This is a genomic window from Amycolatopsis sp. DSM 110486 (assembly GCF_019468465.1).
GTDB lineage: Bacteria > Actinomycetota > Actinomycetes > Mycobacteriales > Pseudonocardiaceae > Amycolatopsis.
In genome coordinates, this window is the sequence record NZ_CP080519.1 from 8,848,312 (window position 1) to 8,867,017 (window position 18,706).

19 protein-coding genes are annotated in these 18,706 nt (G+C 70.7%); 10 read left to right on the plus strand and 9 right to left on the minus strand.

What is annotated here, in order from left to right; translation table 11 throughout:
* Positions 1-66 precede the first annotated feature (66 nt).
* Both K1T34_RS42780 and K1T34_RS42785 read right to left on the minus strand, forming a co-directional pair.
* Entirely contained in the window at positions 67-2,664 is a 2,598-nt protein-coding gene (locus K1T34_RS42780) for an AAA family ATPase (RefSeq protein WP_220240338.1), read from the minus strand.
* 34 nt (positions 2,665-2,698) lie between these two features.
* The gene (locus tag K1T34_RS42785) at positions 2,699-3,274 is read right to left on the minus strand and encodes an NADPH-dependent FMN reductase (RefSeq protein ID WP_255637991.1); all 576 of its coding nucleotides are present in this window, start codon (positions 3,272-3,274) and stop codon (positions 2,699-2,701) included.
* A 162-nt stretch (positions 3,275-3,436) separates the two neighbouring features.
* On the opposite strand from K1T34_RS42785, the gene K1T34_RS42790 reads away from it, so the two are divergent.
* The gene (locus K1T34_RS42790; RefSeq protein WP_220240339.1) at positions 3,437-4,267 is read left to right on the plus strand and encodes a fumarylacetoacetate hydrolase family protein; all 831 of its coding nucleotides are present in this window, start codon (positions 3,437-3,439) and stop codon (positions 4,265-4,267) included.
* On the opposite strand, the gene K1T34_RS42795 is transcribed toward K1T34_RS42790, so the two are convergent.
* Entirely contained in the window at positions 4,251-5,036 is a 786-nt protein-coding gene (locus K1T34_RS42795) for a polysaccharide deacetylase family protein (protein ID WP_220240340.1), read from the minus strand. The genes K1T34_RS42790 and K1T34_RS42795 overlap by 17 nt on opposite strands.
* A 153-nt stretch (positions 5,037-5,189) precedes the next feature.
* On the opposite strand from K1T34_RS42795, the gene K1T34_RS42800 reads away from it, so the two are divergent.
* A complete protein-coding gene (locus tag K1T34_RS42800) occupies positions 5,190-5,729 on the plus strand; it encodes a VOC family protein (RefSeq protein WP_220240341.1) in 540 nt (179 codons plus the stop codon).
* Between the two features lie 49 nt (positions 5,730-5,778).
* Here K1T34_RS42800 and K1T34_RS42805 read toward each other — a convergent pair whose 3' ends face one another.
* Together K1T34_RS42805 and K1T34_RS42810 are read right to left on the minus strand one after the other, a co-directional pair.
* Positions 5,779-6,339 (minus strand): carboxymuconolactone decarboxylase family protein, encoded by a 561-nt coding sequence (locus K1T34_RS42805; RefSeq protein WP_220240342.1) that lies wholly within the window; start codon positions 6,337-6,339, stop codon positions 5,779-5,781.
* Positions 6,340-6,388: 49 nt separating this feature from the next.
* Positions 6,389-6,817, minus strand: a complete 429-nt coding sequence (locus K1T34_RS42810; protein WP_220240343.1) for a GFA family protein — start codon at positions 6,815-6,817, stop codon at positions 6,389-6,391.
* 341 nt (positions 6,818-7,158) lie between these two features.
* Between K1T34_RS42810 and K1T34_RS42815 the strand changes: the two genes are divergently transcribed.
* Entirely contained in the window at positions 7,159-8,040 is an 882-nt protein-coding gene (locus tag K1T34_RS42815; RefSeq protein ID WP_220240344.1) for a patatin-like phospholipase family protein, read from the plus strand.
* A 60-nt stretch (positions 8,041-8,100) separates the two neighbouring features.
* Positions 8,101-8,661: a TetR/AcrR family transcriptional regulator gene (locus tag K1T34_RS42820; RefSeq protein ID WP_220240345.1), complete on the plus strand. Its 561-nt coding sequence runs from the start codon at positions 8,101-8,103 to the stop codon at positions 8,659-8,661.
* A 36-nt stretch (positions 8,662-8,697) separates the two neighbouring features.
* Here the strand turns inward: K1T34_RS42820 and K1T34_RS42825 are convergent, their stop codons facing one another.
* Complete coding sequence (locus K1T34_RS42825; protein WP_220240346.1) at positions 8,698-9,075, minus strand: hypothetical protein; 378 nt, start codon at positions 9,073-9,075, stop codon at positions 8,698-8,700.
* Between the two features lie 90 nt (positions 9,076-9,165).
* Between K1T34_RS42825 and nadE the strand changes: the two genes are divergently transcribed.
* Complete coding sequence (gene nadE, locus K1T34_RS42830; RefSeq protein ID WP_220240347.1) at positions 9,166-10,008, plus strand: ammonia-dependent NAD(+) synthetase; 843 nt, start codon at positions 9,166-9,168, stop codon at positions 10,006-10,008.
* A 45-nt stretch (positions 10,009-10,053) separates the two neighbouring features.
* Here nadE and K1T34_RS42835 read toward each other — a convergent pair whose 3' ends face one another.
* Together K1T34_RS42835 and K1T34_RS42840 are read right to left on the minus strand one after the other, a co-directional pair.
* Complete coding sequence (locus K1T34_RS42835) at positions 10,054-10,908, minus strand: ABC transporter substrate-binding protein (protein WP_220240348.1); 855 nt, start codon at positions 10,906-10,908, stop codon at positions 10,054-10,056.
* Between the two features lie 8 nt (positions 10,909-10,916).
* Complete coding sequence (locus tag K1T34_RS42840) at positions 10,917-11,753, minus strand: ABC transporter substrate-binding protein (protein WP_220240349.1); 837 nt, start codon at positions 11,751-11,753, stop codon at positions 10,917-10,919.
* 117 nt (positions 11,754-11,870) lie between these two features.
* Here K1T34_RS42840 and K1T34_RS42845 point away from each other — a divergent pair, with 117 nt between their 5' ends.
* Entirely contained in the window at positions 11,871-12,608 is a 738-nt protein-coding gene (locus K1T34_RS42845; RefSeq protein ID WP_255637992.1) for an SDR family oxidoreductase, read from the plus strand.
* Positions 12,609-12,659: 51 nt separating this feature from the next.
* Here the strand turns inward: K1T34_RS42845 and K1T34_RS42850 are convergent, their stop codons facing one another.
* The gene (locus tag K1T34_RS42850) at positions 12,660-13,661 is read right to left on the minus strand and encodes a LacI family DNA-binding transcriptional regulator (RefSeq protein WP_220247694.1); all 1,002 of its coding nucleotides are present in this window, start codon (positions 13,659-13,661) and stop codon (positions 12,660-12,662) included.
* Between the two features lie 226 nt (positions 13,662-13,887).
* Here K1T34_RS42850 and K1T34_RS42855 point away from each other — a divergent pair, with 226 nt between their 5' ends.
* The 4 genes from K1T34_RS42855 to rhaS all read left to right on the plus strand — a co-directional run bounded on the left by K1T34_RS42855 (position 13,888) and on the right by rhaS (position 18,667).
* Positions 13,888-15,405 carry a sugar ABC transporter ATP-binding protein gene (locus K1T34_RS42855; RefSeq protein WP_220240350.1) on the plus strand — a complete coding sequence of 506 codons (1,518 nt, stop codon included), beginning with the start codon at positions 13,888-13,890 and terminating at the stop codon, positions 15,403-15,405.
* A gap of 91 nt (positions 15,406-15,496) precedes the next feature.
* Positions 15,497-16,540 carry an ABC transporter permease gene (locus tag K1T34_RS42860; RefSeq protein WP_220240351.1) on the plus strand — a complete coding sequence of 348 codons (1,044 nt, stop codon included), beginning with the start codon at positions 15,497-15,499 and terminating at the stop codon, positions 16,538-16,540.
* A complete protein-coding gene (locus K1T34_RS42865; RefSeq protein ID WP_220240352.1) occupies positions 16,533-17,588 on the plus strand; it encodes an ABC transporter permease in 1,056 nt (351 codons plus the stop codon). The genes K1T34_RS42860 and K1T34_RS42865 overlap by 8 nt, the downstream gene beginning before the upstream one ends.
* Positions 17,589-17,593: 5 nt before the next feature.
* A complete protein-coding gene (gene rhaS / locus K1T34_RS42870) occupies positions 17,594-18,667 on the plus strand; it encodes a rhamnose ABC transporter substrate-binding protein (RefSeq protein ID WP_220240353.1) in 1,074 nt (357 codons plus the stop codon).
* Positions 18,668-18,706 lie beyond the last annotated feature (39 nt).

The following is an 18,706-nucleotide window of genomic DNA, read 5'->3' on the forward strand; positions in this document are numbered from 1 at the left end:
TCGTGTCCTCGGCGCGGACGGAACCTTGACGCCCGCGAAGCGCTCGTTGACGGCGTTTTGCCGCCGTCAGTCCGATTCGGGCGACGGCAGATCGAGGCGGGCGAGCTGGGCACGGGTCGTGACGCCGAGCTTCGGGAACGATTTGTACAGGTGATAGCCCACGGTGCGCGGACTGAGGAACAGCTGCGCGCCGATGTCCCGGTTGGACAGTCCCCGCGCGGCGAGGCGCACGACCCGCAGTTCCTGTGACGTCAGCACCGCAGCGGCGTCGGACGGCGCGGTGTGCGGGGTTTCGCCCGTGGCACGCAGTTCGCTGCGGGCACGCTCGGCCCACGGCGTCGCGCCCAGCTCCTCGAAGAGGTCGACCGCCGTGCGCAGGTGGGTGCGCGCGGCGGCCCGGTGCTGGTTGCGCCGCAGCCATTCGCCGTGCAACAGCGCAGTGCGGGCGCGTTCGAACGGCATGGTGCCGTCGGCCGTGTGGATGGCCTCGGCCTCGGCGAACCGGGCCGCGGTCTCGTCCCCGGTGAGGGCCGCGCACCGTCGGGCGACGGCGTGGGCCCAGCTCTGGTCGACGATCTCGGCCCACCGCGCGAACCGGTCGGCCGCCGCGCGCGCTTCGGCATCGCGCCCGCAGCGCGTCGCGGCTTCGACCAGGTCGGGCAGCCAGCGGGGCCCGTCGGGCAGGTCACGTTCGGCCGTGAGGCCGGCCAGCCGGTCGGCCGCCGCGTCGAACCGGCCGAGGCCGAGGTCGAGCAGGCCGCGAGTGGCGGCGATCATCGGACCGCGCTCGTGCACACCGGCGGGGATCGCGGCGATCGCGTCGGCGACCCCGGCTTCGTCGCCCCTGACGGCGGCGAGGATCGCGCGGACGCCGGCGAGATCGCCGACGATCGAGGCTTGACCGGACTCCCCGGCCAGGCGCAGGCCTTCGGCCACCGCGGCGGCCGCTTGCGCCGGGTGTCCCTGCCGCCAGCGAGCCCGGCCGAGGACGACGAGCGCGCCGGCGAGGGTGTCGAGCTGGCCGCCGGCGTGGGCGGTTCGTTCGGCCGTCGCGGCCAGGGACTGCGCGAGCGTCGTGTCGCTGAGCACCAGGCACCAGCGGGCGGCGGTGACCAGGGCGCGGGGCGTCGAGAGGCTGCCGGTCGTCTGCCGGAGCGCGTCGATCGCCCGGCGCGGGGCGATGTCGGCGCCGAAGTAGCCCTGGACCAGGCGGGCGATCGCGAGCACGTGGTCGGGCAGGTCGCTGGCGGCCGCGACGGCCTGCTCGACCGTCCCCGCGTCGCGCGCTTCCCACGCGGTCCGCACGACCGACAGCATCAGCTCGCCCGCCAGCTGCGGGTCAGCGGCGGCGACGGAGTCCGCCGCGGCGAGCAACACCCGCGGGTCGTGAGCGTGGTCGTCCTCGGCCAGCGTGGCTTCGAGCAGCGCCAGCCGCGCCAGTGGAACCGGTTCGGCCAGCAACGGCGCGGCACGGGTGGCCAGTTCGGCGGCGCGTGCGCGGTGGCCGGCGTTCGCCGCGGCACCGGCGGCGGCCGCGAGCCGCTCGCCCTTGCCTTCGCGGTCGCTGCTGAGCTGCGCGGCGCGTTCGTAGGCCGTGGCCGCGTCCGCGGGTGCGCCGCGGCGCAACGCCCGGGTCGCGGTTTCGTCGAGGGCCCTGGCCACGTCGTCGTCGGGGCCGACGGCGACGGCCGCGCGGTGGCGGGCGTGGCGGTCGGGATCGGTCCGCGGGTCGAGCACGTCGACGAGCGCTTGGTGGGCTTCGTGCTTGAGCGCCAGCGGAGCTCGCGTGTAGGCGGCCGGCCGGATGAGGGGGTGGGTGAACTCGAGGCGGTCGCCCGTCGTCCGCAGCAGGCCGGCGTGCTCGGCCGCGGTGAGGTCGGCGGCAGTGGCGCCGCGCCGGGCCGCGGCGGCCAGGACGGTGGCGAGGTCACCGGTGCCGTCGGCGGCGGCGAGCCGGACGATCGTCTGCGCGGGTGCCGGCAGCGCCGCGACCCGGCGGGCGAACTCCCACTCGGCCCGGCTTCCCGACGTCGGGTTCGCGAACTCCAGCAGGGCCAAGGGATTTCCCGCCGCTTCCGCCCGGACACGGTCGTGCTCGTGCCGGGAAAGACCGGCCGCGCGGGCGCGGACAACCTCGGTCGCGGCGGCCGGATCGAGCCGCGGCAGGACGAGCTCCGGGATGCCCGGCGCGTCGTCGTCGCGCGTGGCGAACACCATCACCACGCACTCGTCCGTCAGCCGCCGGGCGGCGAACAGCAGCGCCTCGGCCGACGGGCGGTCGAGCCACTGCAGGTCGTCGACGACGAGCACGACCGGCCCGGCCCGCCCGAGCAGGCCCAGCACGGCGAGGCCGACGAGGAACCGGTCCGGCGGGCCGTCTTCACCCTGGCCCAGGGCAGTGCGCAGCGCGGACGCCTGCGCCGGCGGCAACGCGTCGAGTTCGACGTCGCGGAGCAGGACGTGCAACGCGGCGTAGGGAATGTCCCGCTCCGCTTCGAGCCCCGCGTGGCGCAGCACCCGCACGTCACCGGCCGCGTGGACGGCTTCGTCCAGGAGCGCGGTTTTCCCGATCCCCGCTTCGCCGCGGACCACGAGCGCGCCGACGCCGGCGTGCACCAGGCGCGTCAGCGTGGCGAGCTCGGCGTCGCGTCCGAAGAGGACCATGCCGTCGAGGTTAGAACCTCCGGTGCGCTCGAGGTCAACCCAGCGCACGCGCCGCCCTCGCGTCCCGCAGCGCCCGGGCCCACCAGGTCAGCTCGTCGAGGAGGGTTTTCGCGGCCGCCGCCTTCGCTGCGGCGTCCACCGGCCGGCCGGCCGCGTCGAACGAGGCCGGGATGCCGTGGAAGCTGACGACGTCGCGCAAGGTCGCGGCGTGCAGGCCGGCGAAGACCAGGCGCAAGGCCTCCACCGCGCGCAGGCCGCCGCAGAACCCGCCGTACGAGACAAAAGCGACCGGCTTGCGCTGCCATTCGTCGTGGTGCCAGTCGATGAGCGTCTTGAGCGAAGCCGGGAAGCTGTGGTTGTACTCCGGCGTCACGATCACGAACGCGTCGGCGGCCTCCAGGCGAGGGCCGACGGCCGCCACCTCGGACGGCACTGGGGAGGTGCCGAGCCGATCGGGCAGGCACGCGTCGGCGAGGTCGAGCACGTCGACGTCCAGGTCGGTCCTGGGCGCGACCTGCTCGAGGAACCAGTTCGCCGCGGTCGGGCCGAAGCGGCCTTCCCGGACGCTGCCGATGACGACCGCCAGGCGCAAGGGGTTCTCGCCGTCCACAGAGGTCTCCTTCCTGTGCTTGTTGTTCTTGTCACCGACCGTAGGAAACGGCCGGCGCGGGCGAATCAGTCGAATGACCGGTGCTGTGCCGAGATCGTTGACAGCCGCGGACCGCCCCGCTCAGGGTGACGCTCGAAGCTCCCGGAGAGAGGACGGACGACCATGCGGATCACCCGGTTCGAGGACGCGCGCGGAACGGGTATCGGGGCGCTGACCGACGGCGGGCTGCGCCGCCTGCCGTGGCCACGCCTCGACGACCTGTTCGCGGAGCCGGACCCGGCGGCGGCCGTGCGGGCCGTCGACGTGCGCGGGCTCGAACCCGTCGGCGAGCACCGGCTGCTGGCGCCGACCGCGCAGCGCTGCCAGCTGATCGCGACCGGTGGCAACTACGACGACCACGTGGCCGAGGGCGGCCGGACGGTCACGGAACCCGTGTTCTTCCCCGCGTTGTGGAGCTCCATCCTCGGTCCGGGCGGCGAGATCGTGAAGCCCGCCGAGGACACGTTCCTCGACTACGAGGTGGAGTTCGCCGTGGTGATCGGCAAGCGGGTTTCGAAGCTGACGCCCGAAACCGCGATGGACGCGGTGTTCGGCTACACCGTCACCAACGACGTCAGCGCCCGCGAAGTCATGGCGGGCAACAAACTGCAGATCATGCTCGCCAAGTGCCTCGACACCTTCTGGCCGGTCGGCCCGCACCTCGTGACCGCGGACGAGGTGCCCGACCCGGGCCGGCTGAAGGTGACTTCTTCACTGAACGGACAGCTGCGCCAGTCGGGCAGCACCAGCCAGCTGATCTTCGACGTGCCCACGCTGCTGAGCAAGCTCACCGCGTCGATCACGCTGCACCCCGGCGACATCGTGACCACGGGCACGCCGGGCGGGGTCGGCTACTTCCGGACCCCGCCCGAGTCGATGCGGCCCGGCGACGTGATCACCGTCGAGGTCGAGGGCGTCGGGGCGCTGACCAACCGCGTCATCGCGGGGTGGTAGCCCTGAGGTAGTCGGCGACCTCGCCGCACGGCGCGAGCCAGAGCCGGTCGTCCGCACGCAGCTGCTCCACTAGCCGGGCGAGCGTGTCGAGCCGCTCGGGCGTGTCGAGCCACAGGGGGTGGAAGATGAAACTCACGTAGCCGCGCGCGTCGACCGTTTCCTGGGCGACGGTCCGGTAGGCGGCCAGCATCTCGTCGGGGCCGAGCACCACAGTGGACGGTGGGCGGCGCAGGGCGGGGAAGTGGTAGGTCCCGTCGATGGTGTCCCAGCGGAACGGCAGCAGCGCCACGCCGTCGACGAGACCTGCCGGCCCGCCGGCCGGCGAGACGAACTCGATTCCCGCGTCGCGCAGGATGGCCAGCGAGCCGGCGGTCAGACCGCCGCCCGGGGGCCGGAAACCGCGGACGGGCACGTCGGTCTCCTGGAACAGGGCCATCGACTGGGTGATGAGCGCGCGCTGGTCGTCCTCCGGCAGCTCGCCCCACGCTTCGTGCTGGTAGGCGTGGCAGGCGAGCTCGTGGTCTTTCGCGATGGTGCGCAGGGCGTCGGGGTAGACGGTCGCGTTGAAGGATTCGACGAAGAAGGTCGCGCGCGTCTCGCCCAGGACCGCCAGCACCTTCGGTAGGTTCTCGCGCACACTGGGGTGCTCGCCCAGCGGCGCGCCGGCAGGCCACCGGCCCCGGCCCAGGTCGGCGGCCTCGCCGAGATTGTCGAACGTGATGCTCACGGCCGCGAGTTTTCCTTCGGGGCCCCACGTGGTCACACCCATTGACGGTCCTTTCGGTGGTTTCCGCCCATGTTGTGGCGGGACTTCCCGGGGTGTCAACGCGCGCGGGCCGACTCAGGTCGTTCGACTGATTCGGCCTGGCGACGCGCGTTTCTACTGTCGAGGCGAGGACAACGTGGACAAGGAGGTCTCGCAGTGGGAGCAACGATCAAGTACCAGGGCGTGAGCCATCTGGCTCTGGTGTGCGACGACATGGCCCGGACAGTCGAGTTCTACGAGAACGTGATGGACATGCCGCTCGTGAAATCGATGGAGATGCCGGGCGTGGGCCAGCACTTCTTCTTCGACATCGGCAACGGCGACGCGCTCGCCTTCTTCTGCTACGACGACGCACTGGTCCGGCCCGCCGCGCCGGGCATCGCGGCGCCGGGGACGAATACGGACGTGTCGGCCAACGGCTCGATGCACCACATCGCATTCCGCATCGAGCCGGACGAGGTCGAGGCTTGCTGCGAGCGGTTCGCGAAGCTGGGCGTGGACTACCAGTTCAAGGCGCACAACAAGGGCTCCGACGGCCAGGACCTGTCCGATGTGGACGACGAGGACACGTTCTGCGCCTCGATCTACCTGTGGGACCCGGACGGGATCCGCCTCGAGCTGTGCGCGTGGCTGCCCTCGTGGTACGAGCTCGGCAACGACGTGGCCCCGATGTCGCGGAAGGTTCCCGTGGCGTAAGTGTCTGTGTTTGAAGGAGCGGGCGACCCCGGCCGGGGTCGCCCGCTTTTCACTGTGGCCGCTCGACGCCGAAGACGTGCAGCTGCATCGCGATGAGCTGGTAGTAGCCGACCACAGTGGACAGCTCGAACAGCTTCGCCGCGCCGAGCTTCGAGACGGCGTCGGCGTAGTCCTCGTCGGTGAGCTTGCCATTGTCGACCAGCCGACGGGTGGTCGCGACGATCGCCCGCTCCTCGGGATCGGCGAGTTCCGGCTCCCGGCCCTCGCGCAGCGCGGTGATCTCGTCGTCCGTCAACCCGAGTTGCCGGCCGACATGCTCGTGGGCGAACTGCTCGTATCCGCTCTCCCGCGAAGCGGCGACCATCAGGATGGCCAGTTCCCGGGCCCGGTCGGACAGTTCTCCGCCGTGGCGCAGCGCCGCGCCGAGCCGCTGCAGCGCGTCGCCGACCGGTGGGGTGAGCAACATGGCGTTGAACGGCCCCGCGAGCGTCCCGTCGGGGTCCACGATGCCGAACGGGTTCCGTGCGCGCGGCCCCGCCGTGATCGACTCGTACAGGCTCCGCTGGTCATCGGTCAACGCGGCGGCGGCGATGCGGGGAATCCGGCTCATGTCAGGAATCCTAGTGAAATCCCGCCCGTTGTGGCCTTCTTGGCGCGAACTACCGCGCGTCGCCGTCGAAGCGCGCGCGGGTGGGATGCGGCGTGAGCCAGTCCTGCGCCCGGCGCCACCACACGTCGGCGAACGGCGCGAGGCCGGTGCGGTCGTCGAGGGTGCCGCCCTTGACGATGAGGGTTTCGGGGCGTTCGTGGAGGATCGTGAAGATCGGGGTGCCGCAGTCGCCGCAGAACAAGCGGTCGCGCAGGCGGCCGTTCTCGGTCCCGGTCGTGTGGTGGACCTTGGGCGTGCCCTCGATCTTCACCGCGTCCCGCGCCACCAGGACGTTCTCCGAGAACGCCGAGCCCGTGTGGCGCTGGCAGTCGTCACAGTGACACAGGGCGACACCGTCGGGCCGGGCGTCGAACCGGTAGCTGATGGCGCCGCAGAGGCAGTGGCCTGTTCGTGACGCGCTGACGGCTGGAACGGTCATGGCGAGATCTCCTTCTCCCGATTGGGCAGCCGAGGCAGGAGTCGCACGTGGACAGTCCCGGGTGGCTGTGTTTCAAGTATTGCAAGGGAAGAACCTCGGAACCTGCCCCAGCTGAACGGCGGATGGGTGTGCGTACCACCGCCGGAGACAGGTTCGCGCGGCGACCTGGAGCGAAGCTCGTACTGCCGGGCCGGCAGGGAAGCCGTGAATACCGCAAGTCATCGCTCGTAGACATCGACTGTAGACATCATGTGTAGACTAACGAGTGACGGTACACGGAACCCCACTGCGAGTCTGGTGGTTCGTGCGCCCGTTTCGGCAACCGTGAAGGAGAACGTGCCATGCCCCGAACCCGGGAGATCCTTCCGCTGACCGCGCTCGTCCTCGGGGGCGGTGGTCCCGTCGGTGCCGCGTGGACCTCGGCTCTGGTGCACCGGCTGGAGACCGCCGGGCTGCCGCTGTCCGAGTCCGGGGTGGTGGTGGGCACGTCGGCCGGGTCGGTCGTCGGCGCGTGGCTGACGATGGATCCGGCCGGGCTGACCTTCGTGCCTGCGATGATGCGGGAGCGCGCGGCCTGGCACACCGGGAACGCCGCGGCCGGCCGCGGCGACCGGAGCTTGTTCCAGCGCCTGGCCCAGGACACCTCGGAGGGACCTGAGCGGGCACAGCGGATCGGTCAGGCCGCGATCGCCGCGGTGCCGCCGGTTTCGGAAACCGAGGCGGACGCGATGTGGACCCGCGCGCTACCGAGCGGGGAGTGGCCGCGTCGGCTCCGGATCACCGCGGTGAACGCGGAGACCGGCCTGGCGCGAGGGTGGTCGCCGGCCGACGGCGTTTCCGTCGCGGTCGCGGTGGCGTGCTCGACGGCGGCGCCGGGCGTCGCGCCGCCCGTGAGCGTGGCCGGCGTGGCCTGGGTCGACGGGGGAGTGCGCTCCGGCACCAACGCCGACTTGGCCGTCGACCCGGGGTGGCACGACGGCCGCACTCTCGAGCCGGGCCGTGTGCTCGTGGTGGCGCCGATGGTGTCCGCGGATCTCGCCCGCGAGGAGGCCGCTCTCGCCGAGCGCGGCCACCGCGTGCGGGTGATCACGGCGGACCCGTTCTACGAGAAGCCCCACGATCTGCTCGACCCGCGGTTCGTCGACGTCGGGGCCGAGGCCGGCGCCCGGCAGGCGGACGGTCTGGCCGAGGACCTGCTGAAGTGGTGGAACGAGCCGATCTGACCAGGCCCGGTTCCAGTAAGGTCCACCGGAACGATCACCTCACGGCACAAGGATCCCGGGATGCCCGACTCTTCGCCTCCCCGTCGTCGCGACGCCGCGGCCAGCCGCGACCGGTTGCTGGCCGCGGCCGGCGAGCTGTTCGCCGACCGCGGCTACGACCAGACGACGGCCCGGGACATCGGCGAACGCGCCGGCGTCGACCCGACGATGATCGCGCGCTACTTCGGCGGCAAGGCGCAACTGTTCATCGCCGTGCTGCGCGCCGAGGGCGAACCGGGCGAGCGGCTTCCCGACATCCTGGAGCCGGCCCGGCTGAAGGGCCTGATCGAGCGCACCGGCACGCGCGGGCCGGGCCCGATCCTGCAGGCCGCCATCCGGCCATACGACAATCCGGAAGCCCAGGAAGCCGCGCTCGCCGAACTGGACCACCGCGTCCTGACCCCGCTGCGCGAGCGGTTCGTGCGCGAGGGCGTGGCGAACCCGGAACTGCGCGCCGAAGTGCTTTCGGCCGCGTTGATCGGCGTGATCCTCGGCCGGCACGCGGGAACGTTGGAGCATCTGGCGGACGCCGGCACCGACGAGGTGCTCGCCCTGGTGCAGGAGATCCTCGGCACCGAGTGAGACCTGAGACCTGCTGGTGTCCTGAAAGGACAGCGCTCAGGAACTCGGGCTCGTGACTCGGCGCAGGGCGTCGAGGGTGGATTCCGGGGAGGTGTTGAAGCAGAACGTGATGCCCGGGACCAGTTCGACCACGACGTTGACGAGGCGTTCGAACAGCAGGGTGTGCTCGGCGGCCATGCGGACGCCCGCGCCGATCATCGCCGCGGTGACGGCGTTCGCGGCGAGGCAGTCGCGGACCTGCTGCTCAGCGGCGTCGGGGTCGGCCGGGACGTGGCAGGGCACGAGGTCGAAGCCCGCGTCGCGCACGGCGGTCTCGCCGGCGGTGATGCGGGAGGTGAGGGTGGCCTCGTCGAGGCCGGGGTGACGGCTGTAGTCGAGGGTGCTGGGGTGCAGACCGAGCGAGAGGATGGCCACGAGGCGGGTCCCCTTTCGGGTGGAGGAGGCCACCTCGAGGCTAGCGGCGCGGTGCTCGGGCGGGCAGGTGGCGCCAGTAAGGTACGGCGGATGGAGAACCTACGGCAGCAGATTCTCGCCGAGCTGGGCGTCAAGCCGGTCATCACGCCGAAAGCCGAGATCCGGCAGCGGGTCGACTTCCTCAAGGACTACCTGCGCTCGACGCCGGCCAAGGGCTTCGTGCTCGGCATCAGCGGCGGCCAGGACAGCTCGCTGACCGGCCGGCTGTGCCAGCTCGCCGGCGAGGAGCTGCGCGAGGAGGGGCACGACGCCACGTTCGTCGCAGTGCGGCTGCCCTACGGCGTGCAGGCCGACGAGGAGGACGCGCAGATCGCGCTGGAGTTCATCAAGCCGGACCATTCGGTCACGGTGAACGTGAAGCCCAGCGCGGACGCCGTCGCGACGGAGGCCGCGCTCGGGATGAGCGAGCTGCTGGGCGAGGCGCCCGGCCTGCGCGACTTCGTGCGCGGCAACATCAAGGCCCGCGAGCGCATGGTGATCCAGTACTCGATCGCCGGGCAGCTGAACCTGCTGGTCGTGGGCACCGACCACGCTGCAGAGGCCGTCACCGGCTTCTTCACCAAGTACGGCGACGGCGGTGTCGACATCACGCCCCTGACCGGGCTGACCAAGCGCCAGGGCGCCGCGCTGCTGCAGGAGCTGGGCGCGCCGCCGAGTGTCTGGCAGAAGGTGCCGACCGCCGACCTCGAGGACTACAGGCCCGCCCTGCCCGACGAGGTGGCCCTGGGCCTGAAGTACTCCGAGCTCGACGACTATCTCGAAGGCCTCGACGTGACCCCGGAGGTCGCGGAGAAGGTGGAGTCGATTTTCCTCAAGACGCGCCACAAGCGGACCGTGCCGATCAGCCCGCTCGAGGACTGGTGGCGGAACTGACCCGCGGGTGAAGGGCGGCCGGGTCCGTGAACCCGGCCGCCGTCGTCACTTGGCCGTGGGATCCTTCTGGACCTGCGCCTGCAGCGAGGGCCAGTACTGGAACAGCGAGCTCGGGTACTCCTGCCCCGGGAAGTACTGGTGGTACAGCTTGAGGAACGTGCCGTCGTCGACCACGGCGGCGAGCTGCTTGTTGTAGTCGGCCAGGAACTTGTCGAGTCCTTTTCGGACGGCCATCGCCTCGGGCAGCGGGTTCTGCACCGAGACACCGACCTTCAGCCGCCCGGGGTGCTGGGCGAAGACCGTGATGGCCTGCACGGAGCTGACGACGAAGCCGTCGAGGTTGCCGTTGAGGAGCTGGTCGATACCGGTGGCGTTCGTCTGGACGCTCACGACACTGGCCTGCGGCAACGTCTTCGCGGCGAAATCGGCTTGTGCGCTGCCGATGCCGACGCCTACGCGCTTGCCGTTCAGGTCGGCGACGGTCTTGGCCGGCGAATCGGAGCGGACCAGCACGTCGTTGGCGTCCACGTAGAACGGCGTGGTGAAGGCGACGTTGCGCTTGCGTTCCTCGGACATCGTGAGGTCGGCGATCATCATGTCGTACTGGCCGGCGGTGACCAGCGGCAGACCGGCGCCAACGGTGGAGAGCTTGTAGGTGATCTTGAGACCCATGCGCTTCGCGATGACGTCGTTGAGGTCGATCAGCATCCCGGCCGGCTTGCCGCTCGCGTCGGGTGACACGAACGGCGCGTCGCCTTGCGGCACACCGGCGGTGATGGTGCCGGGTACCGCGAGGCCGTAGGGGTCCGTGCTCGCGGAGTCGCCACCGCCGCAGGCGGAAACGGTCAGCAGCCCGGCTGCCGCGAGCGCGGCGAAGGCGGTCCGGAATCGTCGGCGCATTTCTTACTTCATCTGCCCTTCTGGATCTGGTCCCGGAGCTGGGGCCAATAGGTGAACATCTGCGACGGGTAGGGCTCGCCGGGGAAGTACTTGTCGTACAGGCGAAGGAAAGTGCCGTCGTCCATCGTGGTCTTGAGCTGGTCGCCGTAGGCCTTCTCGAAGGCGGTGAGCTTGCGGTTGACAGGCATCGCCGAGGCCTGCTCGTGCGGCGCGGAGTAGGCGATCTTGACGCGGCCGGGGTTTTCCTGGAGCACGGTCGGGACCTCGGTGGAGGCCAGTACCATCGCGTCGAGGTTGCCGTTGAGGAGCTGGGTCACGCCCGCGCTGTTGGTGGGCTGCGAGATGAGGGTGGCGCCGGGGACCTTCGCGGTGACGAACTCGGCCTGCGCGCTGCCCAGCCCCGCACCGACGCGCTTGCCGGCGAGGTCTCCGGCCACCTTGGTGGCCGAGTCGGTGCGGACCACGACGTCGTCGGAGGCCAGGTAGAACGGCTTGGTGAAGTCGACGCTCTTCTTGCGCTCCGCGGTCGGCAGCATGCCGATCGCGAGCATGTCGAGCTGCCCGGCTGTGACCAGCGGCAACCCGGCGCTGACGGTGGTCATCCGGTAGGTGATCTTGAGGCCCATCCGCTGGGCGATCACGTCGTTGAGATCGACCAGCAGGCCCACCGGCTTGCCGGTCGCGTCGGGGGAGACGAACGGCGCGTCGCCCGCCGTGACGCCCGCGGTGATGGTGCCGGGTTCGGCCAGTCCGAGGCCGTCGGGTTGGTCGCCCGACCCGCACGCGGCGAGTGAGACGAGCGCGGTGGTCGCGATCAGGATCCGCCGGATCCGCAGAGCTGCCATAGCTCCCTCCAGGCACCGGCTCGCGGGGCGCGGGCTCGGTGGTCTGGTATTTCTTAGGCTCATAAGACCAGGTTGTCAACTGTCGGGCTCGCGCTCGCGTCTGGTAGAGGTCGTGGCATGACAGACCTCATCGACCTGGCCGGCAAAACGGTCATCGTCACCGGCGCCTCCTCGGGAATCGGCGCGTCGACCGCCCGCCGCCTCCACGCGGCCGGCGCTTATCCCGTGCTCGCGGCCCGCCGCGCCGACCGCCTGACCACGCTCAGCGACGAACTCGGCGGCGCCCTCGCCGTCCCCACCGACGTGACCGACCCCGCGCAGGTGGCCGCCCTCGTCGCGGCCACCCTGGAACGCCACGGCCGAGTCGACGGCCTGGTCAACAACGCCGGTGCCAGCCTCCACGGGCCCCTCGACCAGGTCGATCCCGCCGCCTTCGGCGCGACGCTGCAGCTCAACCTGGTCGGCCTGCTCGCCGTGACGCAGGCCGTCCTGCCCGCCATGCGGCGGCAGGGTTTCGGCCGCATCGTCAACATCAGCTCCGGCACCACCCGCCGCGTCGCGGTCGGCGTGGGCGCGTACGCGGCGAGCAAGTCGGCCGTGAACATGCTCAGCGCGGTGCTCACGCAGGAACTCGCGGCCGACGGCATCGCTGTGTCGCTCCTGCTGCCGTCGATCACCGCGACGGAGTTCGCGGACGGCCGGTTCACGCTCGGCGCGTCGCCGATCCCGGGGATGGTGGTGCAGAATGCGGATTATGTGGCCGGTGTGATCTTGCGGCTGCTGCGGACGGGGGAGGAGTCGTTCGATATTCCGCACGGGGTGGAACAGCCGGAGATCACTCGCGTGCCGGAATGATTCCGAAGCAGGTCCACTGTGGATGTCTGATGAAGACCATCCACAGTGGATCTACTTCGTTCGCAAAGTGGACGCTCGCACCACCAGCTCCGGAAGATACGTCACCTGCTGGTGCACGTGCCCCGGGTCCGACGTCTCCTGGATGAGCAGCTCCGCGGCCGTGCGGCCGAGGCGGTGGCGGGGCTGGCGGACGGACGTGAGCGGCACGGTGGCGGCCGCGGCGAAGTCGATGTCGTCGTAGCCCACGATGGCGAGGTCGGCCGGGACGGAGATGCCCAGGGCGGCGCAGCTGCGCAGGAGGCCCAGAGCGAGCAGGTCGTTGGCGCAGAACGCGGCGGTCGGGCGGGTGGCCGAGGGCAGGCCGGCCAGGCGCTGGCCCGCGTTGCTGCCGTCCTCGACGGTGAGCTGGGGGGTGGCGAGGTCGACCAGGTGGTCGGGGCCCAGGCCGGCCGCGAGCAGGGCCCGCAGGGCGCCCTCGCGGCGGTCGCGGACCTGGCCGAGGGTGAGCGGGCCACCGACGTAGGCGATGCGGGTGTGGCCCTGGTCGAGCAGGTGGCGGGCGGCGAGCTCGCCGCCGCGGACGTCGTCGACGGCGACGGAGCAGTGTTCGGTGCCGGGGCGAGTGCGGTCGACGATGACGACCGGCGTGCCGCGGCGCGCGAGTTCGGCCAGGGCAGGGGAGTCCGGGTCGACCGGGGTGATGAGGACGCCCTGCACGCGTTGCTGTTCGAGGCGGCGGAGGTAGGCGGCCTCGCGTTCGGCGAGGTTGGCGCTGTTGCACACGAACAGTGACAGGTCGTCCGCGGCCGCCGCGTCCTCCATGCCGGCGGCGACGTCGGTGAAGAACGGGTTGCGCCCGTCGAGCATCACGTAGGCGAGCACGCTGCTGTGGCCGGCGCGCAGCTGGCGCGCCGACTCGTTGCGGACGAAGCCCAGCGCGGCCATCGCGGCTTCAACTCTGGTCCGCGTCTTCGGGCTCACGCGCTCCGGCCGGTTGAGCACGTTGGACACCGTGCCGAGCGAAACGCCGGCCGCCGCGGCCACGTCCTTGATCCCCGCCGCCCGCGGTGCGGGGGCCGCGACCTCGTTCGAATCTTCCACCGCCACCCCACCCTGTGTTCAAGTCGCTGTGTTGAAACGTGACAATCACGGGTTGCTGCCTGAAAAACCGCGACTGCCTCGAGATGTGCCTGGCAGCCTTTTTCGTTGACTTCCCGTTCGGACACATAGTAGCGTCACCGCGCCAGGTTTGTGAAACCTTTCAATCCCGGAGGTCGCGATGACGCGGCAGGAGCGCGACCGAGTGCCACTGCTCGAGGTCCGCGGGGTCACGAAGTCGTTCGGCGCGGTCGCGGCGGTCGCGGGCGTGTCGTTCCCGCTGTACGCCGGCGAGGCCCACGCGCTGGTCGGCGAGAACGGCGCGGGCAAGTCCACGATCGTCAAAATGCTGGCCGGAGTGCACCGCCCCGACCAGGGCGAGCTGCTGCTGGACGGGCGGGAAGCCGAGTTCTCCTCACCCGCCGACGCGAAGGCCGCGGGCATCGCGGTGATCTACCAGGAACCGACGTTGTTCCCCGACCTCACGGTCGCCGAGAACATCGTGATGGGCCGCCACCCGCGTGGCCGGCTGGGGATGATCGACCGCGCGGCGATCCGCGCCGAGGCCGAACGGCTTTTCGCCCGCTTGGGCGTGCGGATCGACCCGAACCGCCCGGCGCGCGGGCTTTCCATCGCCGACCAGCAGATCGTGGAGATCGCCAAGGCGCTCAGCGCCGACGCGCGCGTGCTCATCATGGACGAGCCCACCGCCGCGCTGAGCCTGGTCGAGGTCGAGCGCCTGTTCTCCGTGGCGCGGGCGCTGCGCGACGAGGGCGCGGCGATCATGTTCATCTCGCACCGCTTCGAGGAGATCGTCGACCTGTGCCAGCGCGTGACGATCATGCGCGACGGCCGTCACGTCTCCACCGACGCGGTGGAAGACGTGACCGTGGACGAGATGGTGCGCCGCATGGTCGGGCGTGACCTTGACGCGCTGTTCCCCAAGCAGGACGTGGAACCCGGCGCAGTGGTGCTCGAAGTGGACGGTCTGACACGCGAGGGTGTGTTCCGCGACGTCTCCTTCGAGGTTCGGGCCGGGGAGATCGTCGCGTTTGCCGGGCTGGTGGGGGCCGGTCGGTCCGAAGTGGTCCAGGCGGTGTTCGGAGTGGACGAACGCGACGCCGGAGTGGTGCGGCTCAACGGGAAGAAGCTCAAGCCCCACTCGCCGCGCGCGTCGATGGCGGCGGGCATGGCGCTGGTGCCGGAGGATCGGCGGCAGCAGGGGCTGGTGATGGACCTCTCGATCGAGCGCAACGTCACGCTGCCGCGGGCGAGAGCGCTGTCGAAACTCGGCTTGCTCCTCGGCCCGGGCGAACGCCGGGAAGCGTTGCGCTGGACCGAACGCCTGCGCACCAAGTACGGCCGCCTCGGCGACGCGGTCGGCACGCTCTCGGGCGGCAACCAGCAGAAAGTGGTGCTGGCCAAGTGGCTTTCGATGGCGCCGCGCGTGCTGATCGTGGACGAGCCGACGCGTGGCATCGACGTCGGCACCAAGGCCGAGGTGCACCGGCTGATGTCCTCGCTGGCGGCCGAAGGCGTCGCGGTGGTGATGGTGTCCTCGGAGCTGCCCGAGGTGCTGGGCATGGCCGACCGCGTGCTGGTGATGCGCGAAGGCCGGATCGTGGCGGAGATCCCGCGCGCCGAGGCCGACGAGAACTCGGTGATGTTCGCGGCGATGGGACAAGGGGCGGTGGCATGAGGACTGCTCGAAGGTCCGCATCGTCAAGCACGGGGATCGTCCGCACGCCCGCCGCGGCGAACACGACACGAACGTCGGAAAAGGAGGCCGCGTGAACGCGACCAAGGTGGCGGCCCCGCCACCCCGCCAGGCGAGCCCGGGGGAGCGGCGATCGGTGTTCGGGACCGTGTTCAAGGCTCGCGAGTCGGGCATCGTGCTGGCATTGATCGTGCTCGTGGTGTTCACCGCGACGCAGAACTCCCGGTTCCTTTCGGGGCAGAGCATCCGCGACATCCTGCTCGGCACGGCGATCCTCGCGGTGCTGGCCGTCGGGCAGGCCGTCGTGATGATCACCCGCAACATCGACTTGTCCGTGGGTTCGGTGCTCGGTCTGTCGGCCTTCGCCGTCGGCACGATGCTGCGCGACAACCCCGGCCTGCCGGTGATCGTGGCACTGCTCGCAGGCCTGGTCGTCGGCGCCGCGTGTGGCCTGATCAACGGCGCGGTCGTCCGGTTCGGCCGCGTGCCGGCGCTGGTCGTCACCCTCGGCACGCTGTACGCGTTCCGTGGCGCGGTCTACTTCTGGGCCGGCGGGCAGCAGATCAACGCCGACAAGCTCCCGCGCTCGTTCCTCGACTTCGGCGACGCGTCGGTGCTCGGGGTGCCGTGGCTGGTGCTGATCGCGGTGCTCGTGATGGTCATCGCCGGCGTGGTGCTGCGCAACTACCGCGGCGGCCGTGAGCTGTACGCCATGGGCTCGAGCCCGCAGGCCGCGCAGCTGGTGGGCATCAAGGTCGGGCGCAACACCACCATCGCGTTCCTCGTCAGCGGAGCGCTGGCCGGCCTTGCGGGCGTGCTGTTCGCGGCCCGGTTCGGCACGGTCGACGCCGCGGCCGGCACCGGGTACGAGCTCAACGTCGTGGCCGCCGCGGTTGTCGGCGGGGTCGCCGTGTTCGGCGGCAGCGGTTCGGTGTGGGGCGCGAGCCTCGGCGCGCTGCTGCTGACGGTGATCGGCAGCGCGCTGGCCGTGCTGGACATCGACCAGTTCTGGCAGCAGGCGATCGTCGGCGCCCTGATCCTGCTGGCCATCGGCGCCGACCGGCTTGTCGCCGTACGCGTCGCCAAGGCACTGAAGAAGAGGGATTCCCATGTCTGATCCCACCACCGCGGCCCGGCGGCCCGCCTGGCTGGCGCGGCTCGCGAGCTGGGACGTCGCCGTCATCGCGATCGCGATCGTGGTCCTGCTCGTCGCGTCGGGCACCATCGACAACTTCGGCACCGGCCGCAACTACACGTTCCTGCTGCTGGACCTCCTGCCGATCGCGCTGATGGCGCTGCCGATGACGTTCATCATCGTTACCGGCGAGATCGACCTGTCGGTGGCGAGCACGCTCGGGCTCACGTCCGCGGTGATGGGTTCGCTGTGGAACTCCGGGTTGACGATCGAAATGATCATCCCGCTGTGCATCGTGCTGGGCGCGGTCCTCGGCGCGGTGAACGGCTTCTTCGTCACGGTCCTGAAGCTGCCTTCGCTGGCCGTCACCATCGGCACCATGGCGCTATACCGCGGCCTCGCGTTCGTGGTGCTCGGCGACAGCGCGGTGGCCGACTTCCCAGGCTCCTACACCTCGTGGGTGACGGGGACGCTCGGCGGCAGCTCGATCCCCAACGTCCTCATCCCGCTCATCGTGCTGGCCATCGTGTTCGGCGTGGTCCTGCACGCCACCCCGATCGGGCGCGGTGTGTTCGCGGCCGGAGCCAGCGACACGGCGGCGCGGTTCGCCGGCATCCGCACCGGGCGCACGAAGTTCTGGCTCTACGTCGTGAGCGGCGCGGTCGCCGGGCTGGCCGGGGTGCTGTGGACGCTGCGCTACTCCAGCGCCCGCGCCGACAACGGGTTCGGTCTCGAGCTCGCCGTGGTGGCGGCCGTGCTGCTGGGTGGCGTCTCGATCTTCGGCGGCAAGGGCACGCTGCCGGGCGTGCTCGGTGGTGTGGTGCTGCTGTCGGCATTGCAGAACGCGTTGCGGCTGCAGGACGTGTCGAACGAGGCGCTCAACATCGTGACCGGCGTGCTGCTGATCATCTCGGTGCTGCTGCCCAACATCCTCTCCTCCTCCCGCGCCGCGCTGCAGCGGCGCAGGCGACGATCCCCGTCCCGAAAGCCGGAGCTCTCGCCGGCGCCGAGCAGTAACCCAGAAAGGTGACGAAGATGTCCCGACGAATCCTGACCGGCGTCGTGTCGGTGGTGAGTGCGGCAGGCCTGGTCCTGAGCCTCACCGCGTGCGGTGGCACCACGAAGAACGACAGCACGGCGTCCGGCCCTGCCGCGTCCACGGCGTCCGCGGACCCGAACGCGGCGAGCAAGCAGGGCGTGAAGATGGCGTTCCTGCCCAAGCAGCTCAACAACCCATACAGCGACATCGAGGTCGGCGGCGGCAAGACGGCGCTGGATGAGCTCAAGGGCACCTACAAGCTTGTTGGGCCGAACGACGCCAGCGCGTCCTCGCAGGTCAGCTACATCAACACGCTGATCCAGCAGCAGCAGGACGTGATCGGCATCGCTGCCAACGACCCGAACGCGGTGTGCCCGTCGCTCAACCAGGCCCGCAGTGCCGGCATCAAGGTCGTGGCGTTCGACTCCGACGCGGCGAAGAACTGCCGCGACGTGTTCATCAACCAGGCCAGCACCCAGGGCATCGGCGAGCAGCTCGCGAAGATGGCGAACGAGCTGGCCGGTGGTGAGGGCGAGATCGCGATCCTGTCGGCGACGCCCAACGCGACCAACCAGAACGCGTGGATCGACGTGATGAAGCAAGAACTGGCCAAGCCGGAGTACTCGAAGCTGAAGCTCGACAAGATCGCCTACGGCAACGACGACGACCAGAAGTCGTTCCAGGAGGCCCAGGGCCTGCTGCAGTCGTTCCCGAACCTGAAGGTGATCGTGTCGCCGACCACCGTCGGCATCGCGGCCGCGGCCCGTTACGTGAGCTCGTCGAGCTACAAGGGCAAGGTCGCCATCACCGGGCTGGGCACGCCGAACCAGATGCGCGCGTTCGTCAAGGACGGCACGGTCAAGGAGTTCGCGCTGTGGAACCCGGCCGACATCGGCTACCTCGCCGCCTACGCGGGTGTGGCGCTGAGCTCCGGGCAGATCACCGGCGCGCAGGGCCAGAAGTTCAAGGCCGGCAAGCTCGGTGAGTACACGATCGGTGCGGACGGCGAGATCGTGCTCGGCCCGCCGACCGTCTTCAACGCCGACAACATCGACAAGTTCAACTTCTGAGCGGAGTTCCGGCCGGGCCTGCGCGGCCCGGCCGGATCC

Bases quoted from the DNA above. Each gene is read 5' to 3' on its own strand.
- K1T34_RS42855 (WP_220240350.1), top strand. From the start codon at position 13,888: ATGACGCGGCAGGAGCGCGACCGAGTGCCACTGCTCGAGGTCCGCGGG.
- K1T34_RS42805 (WP_220240342.1), bottom strand. From the start codon at position 6,339: ATGAGCCGGATTCCCCGCATCGCCGCCGCCGCGTTGACCGATGACCAG.
- K1T34_RS42780 (WP_220240338.1), bottom strand. From the start codon at position 2,664: ATGGTCCTCTTCGGACGCGACGCCGAGCTCGCCACGCTGACGCGCCTG.
- K1T34_RS42820 (WP_220240345.1), top strand. From the start codon at position 8,101: ATGCCCGACTCTTCGCCTCCCCGTCGTCGCGACGCCGCGGCCAGCCGC.
- K1T34_RS42795 (WP_220240340.1), bottom strand. From the start codon at position 5,036: ATGGGTGTGACCACGTGGGGCCCCGAAGGAAAACTCGCGGCCGTGAGC.
- K1T34_RS42840 (WP_220240349.1), bottom strand. From the start codon at position 11,753: ATGGCAGCTCTGCGGATCCGGCGGATCCTGATCGCGACCACCGCGCTC.
- K1T34_RS42815 (WP_220240344.1), top strand. From the start codon at position 7,159: ATGCCCCGAACCCGGGAGATCCTTCCGCTGACCGCGCTCGTCCTCGGG.
- K1T34_RS42835 (WP_220240348.1), bottom strand. From the start codon at position 10,908: ATGCGCCGACGATTCCGGACCGCCTTCGCCGCGCTCGCGGCAGCCGGG.
- rhaS (WP_220240353.1), top strand. From the start codon at position 17,594: ATGTCCCGACGAATCCTGACCGGCGTCGTGTCGGTGGTGAGTGCGGCA.
- K1T34_RS42810 (WP_220240343.1), bottom strand. From the start codon at position 6,817: ATGACCGTTCCAGCCGTCAGCGCGTCACGAACAGGCCACTGCCTCTGC.
- K1T34_RS42845 (WP_255637992.1), top strand. From the start codon at position 11,871: ATGACAGACCTCATCGACCTGGCCGGCAAAACGGTCATCGTCACCGGC.
- K1T34_RS42865 (WP_220240352.1), top strand. From the start codon at position 16,533: ATGTCTGATCCCACCACCGCGGCCCGGCGGCCCGCCTGGCTGGCGCGG.
- K1T34_RS42790 (WP_220240339.1), top strand. From the start codon at position 3,437: ATGCGGATCACCCGGTTCGAGGACGCGCGCGGAACGGGTATCGGGGCG.
- nadE (WP_220240347.1), top strand. From the start codon at position 9,166: ATGGAGAACCTACGGCAGCAGATTCTCGCCGAGCTGGGCGTCAAGCCG.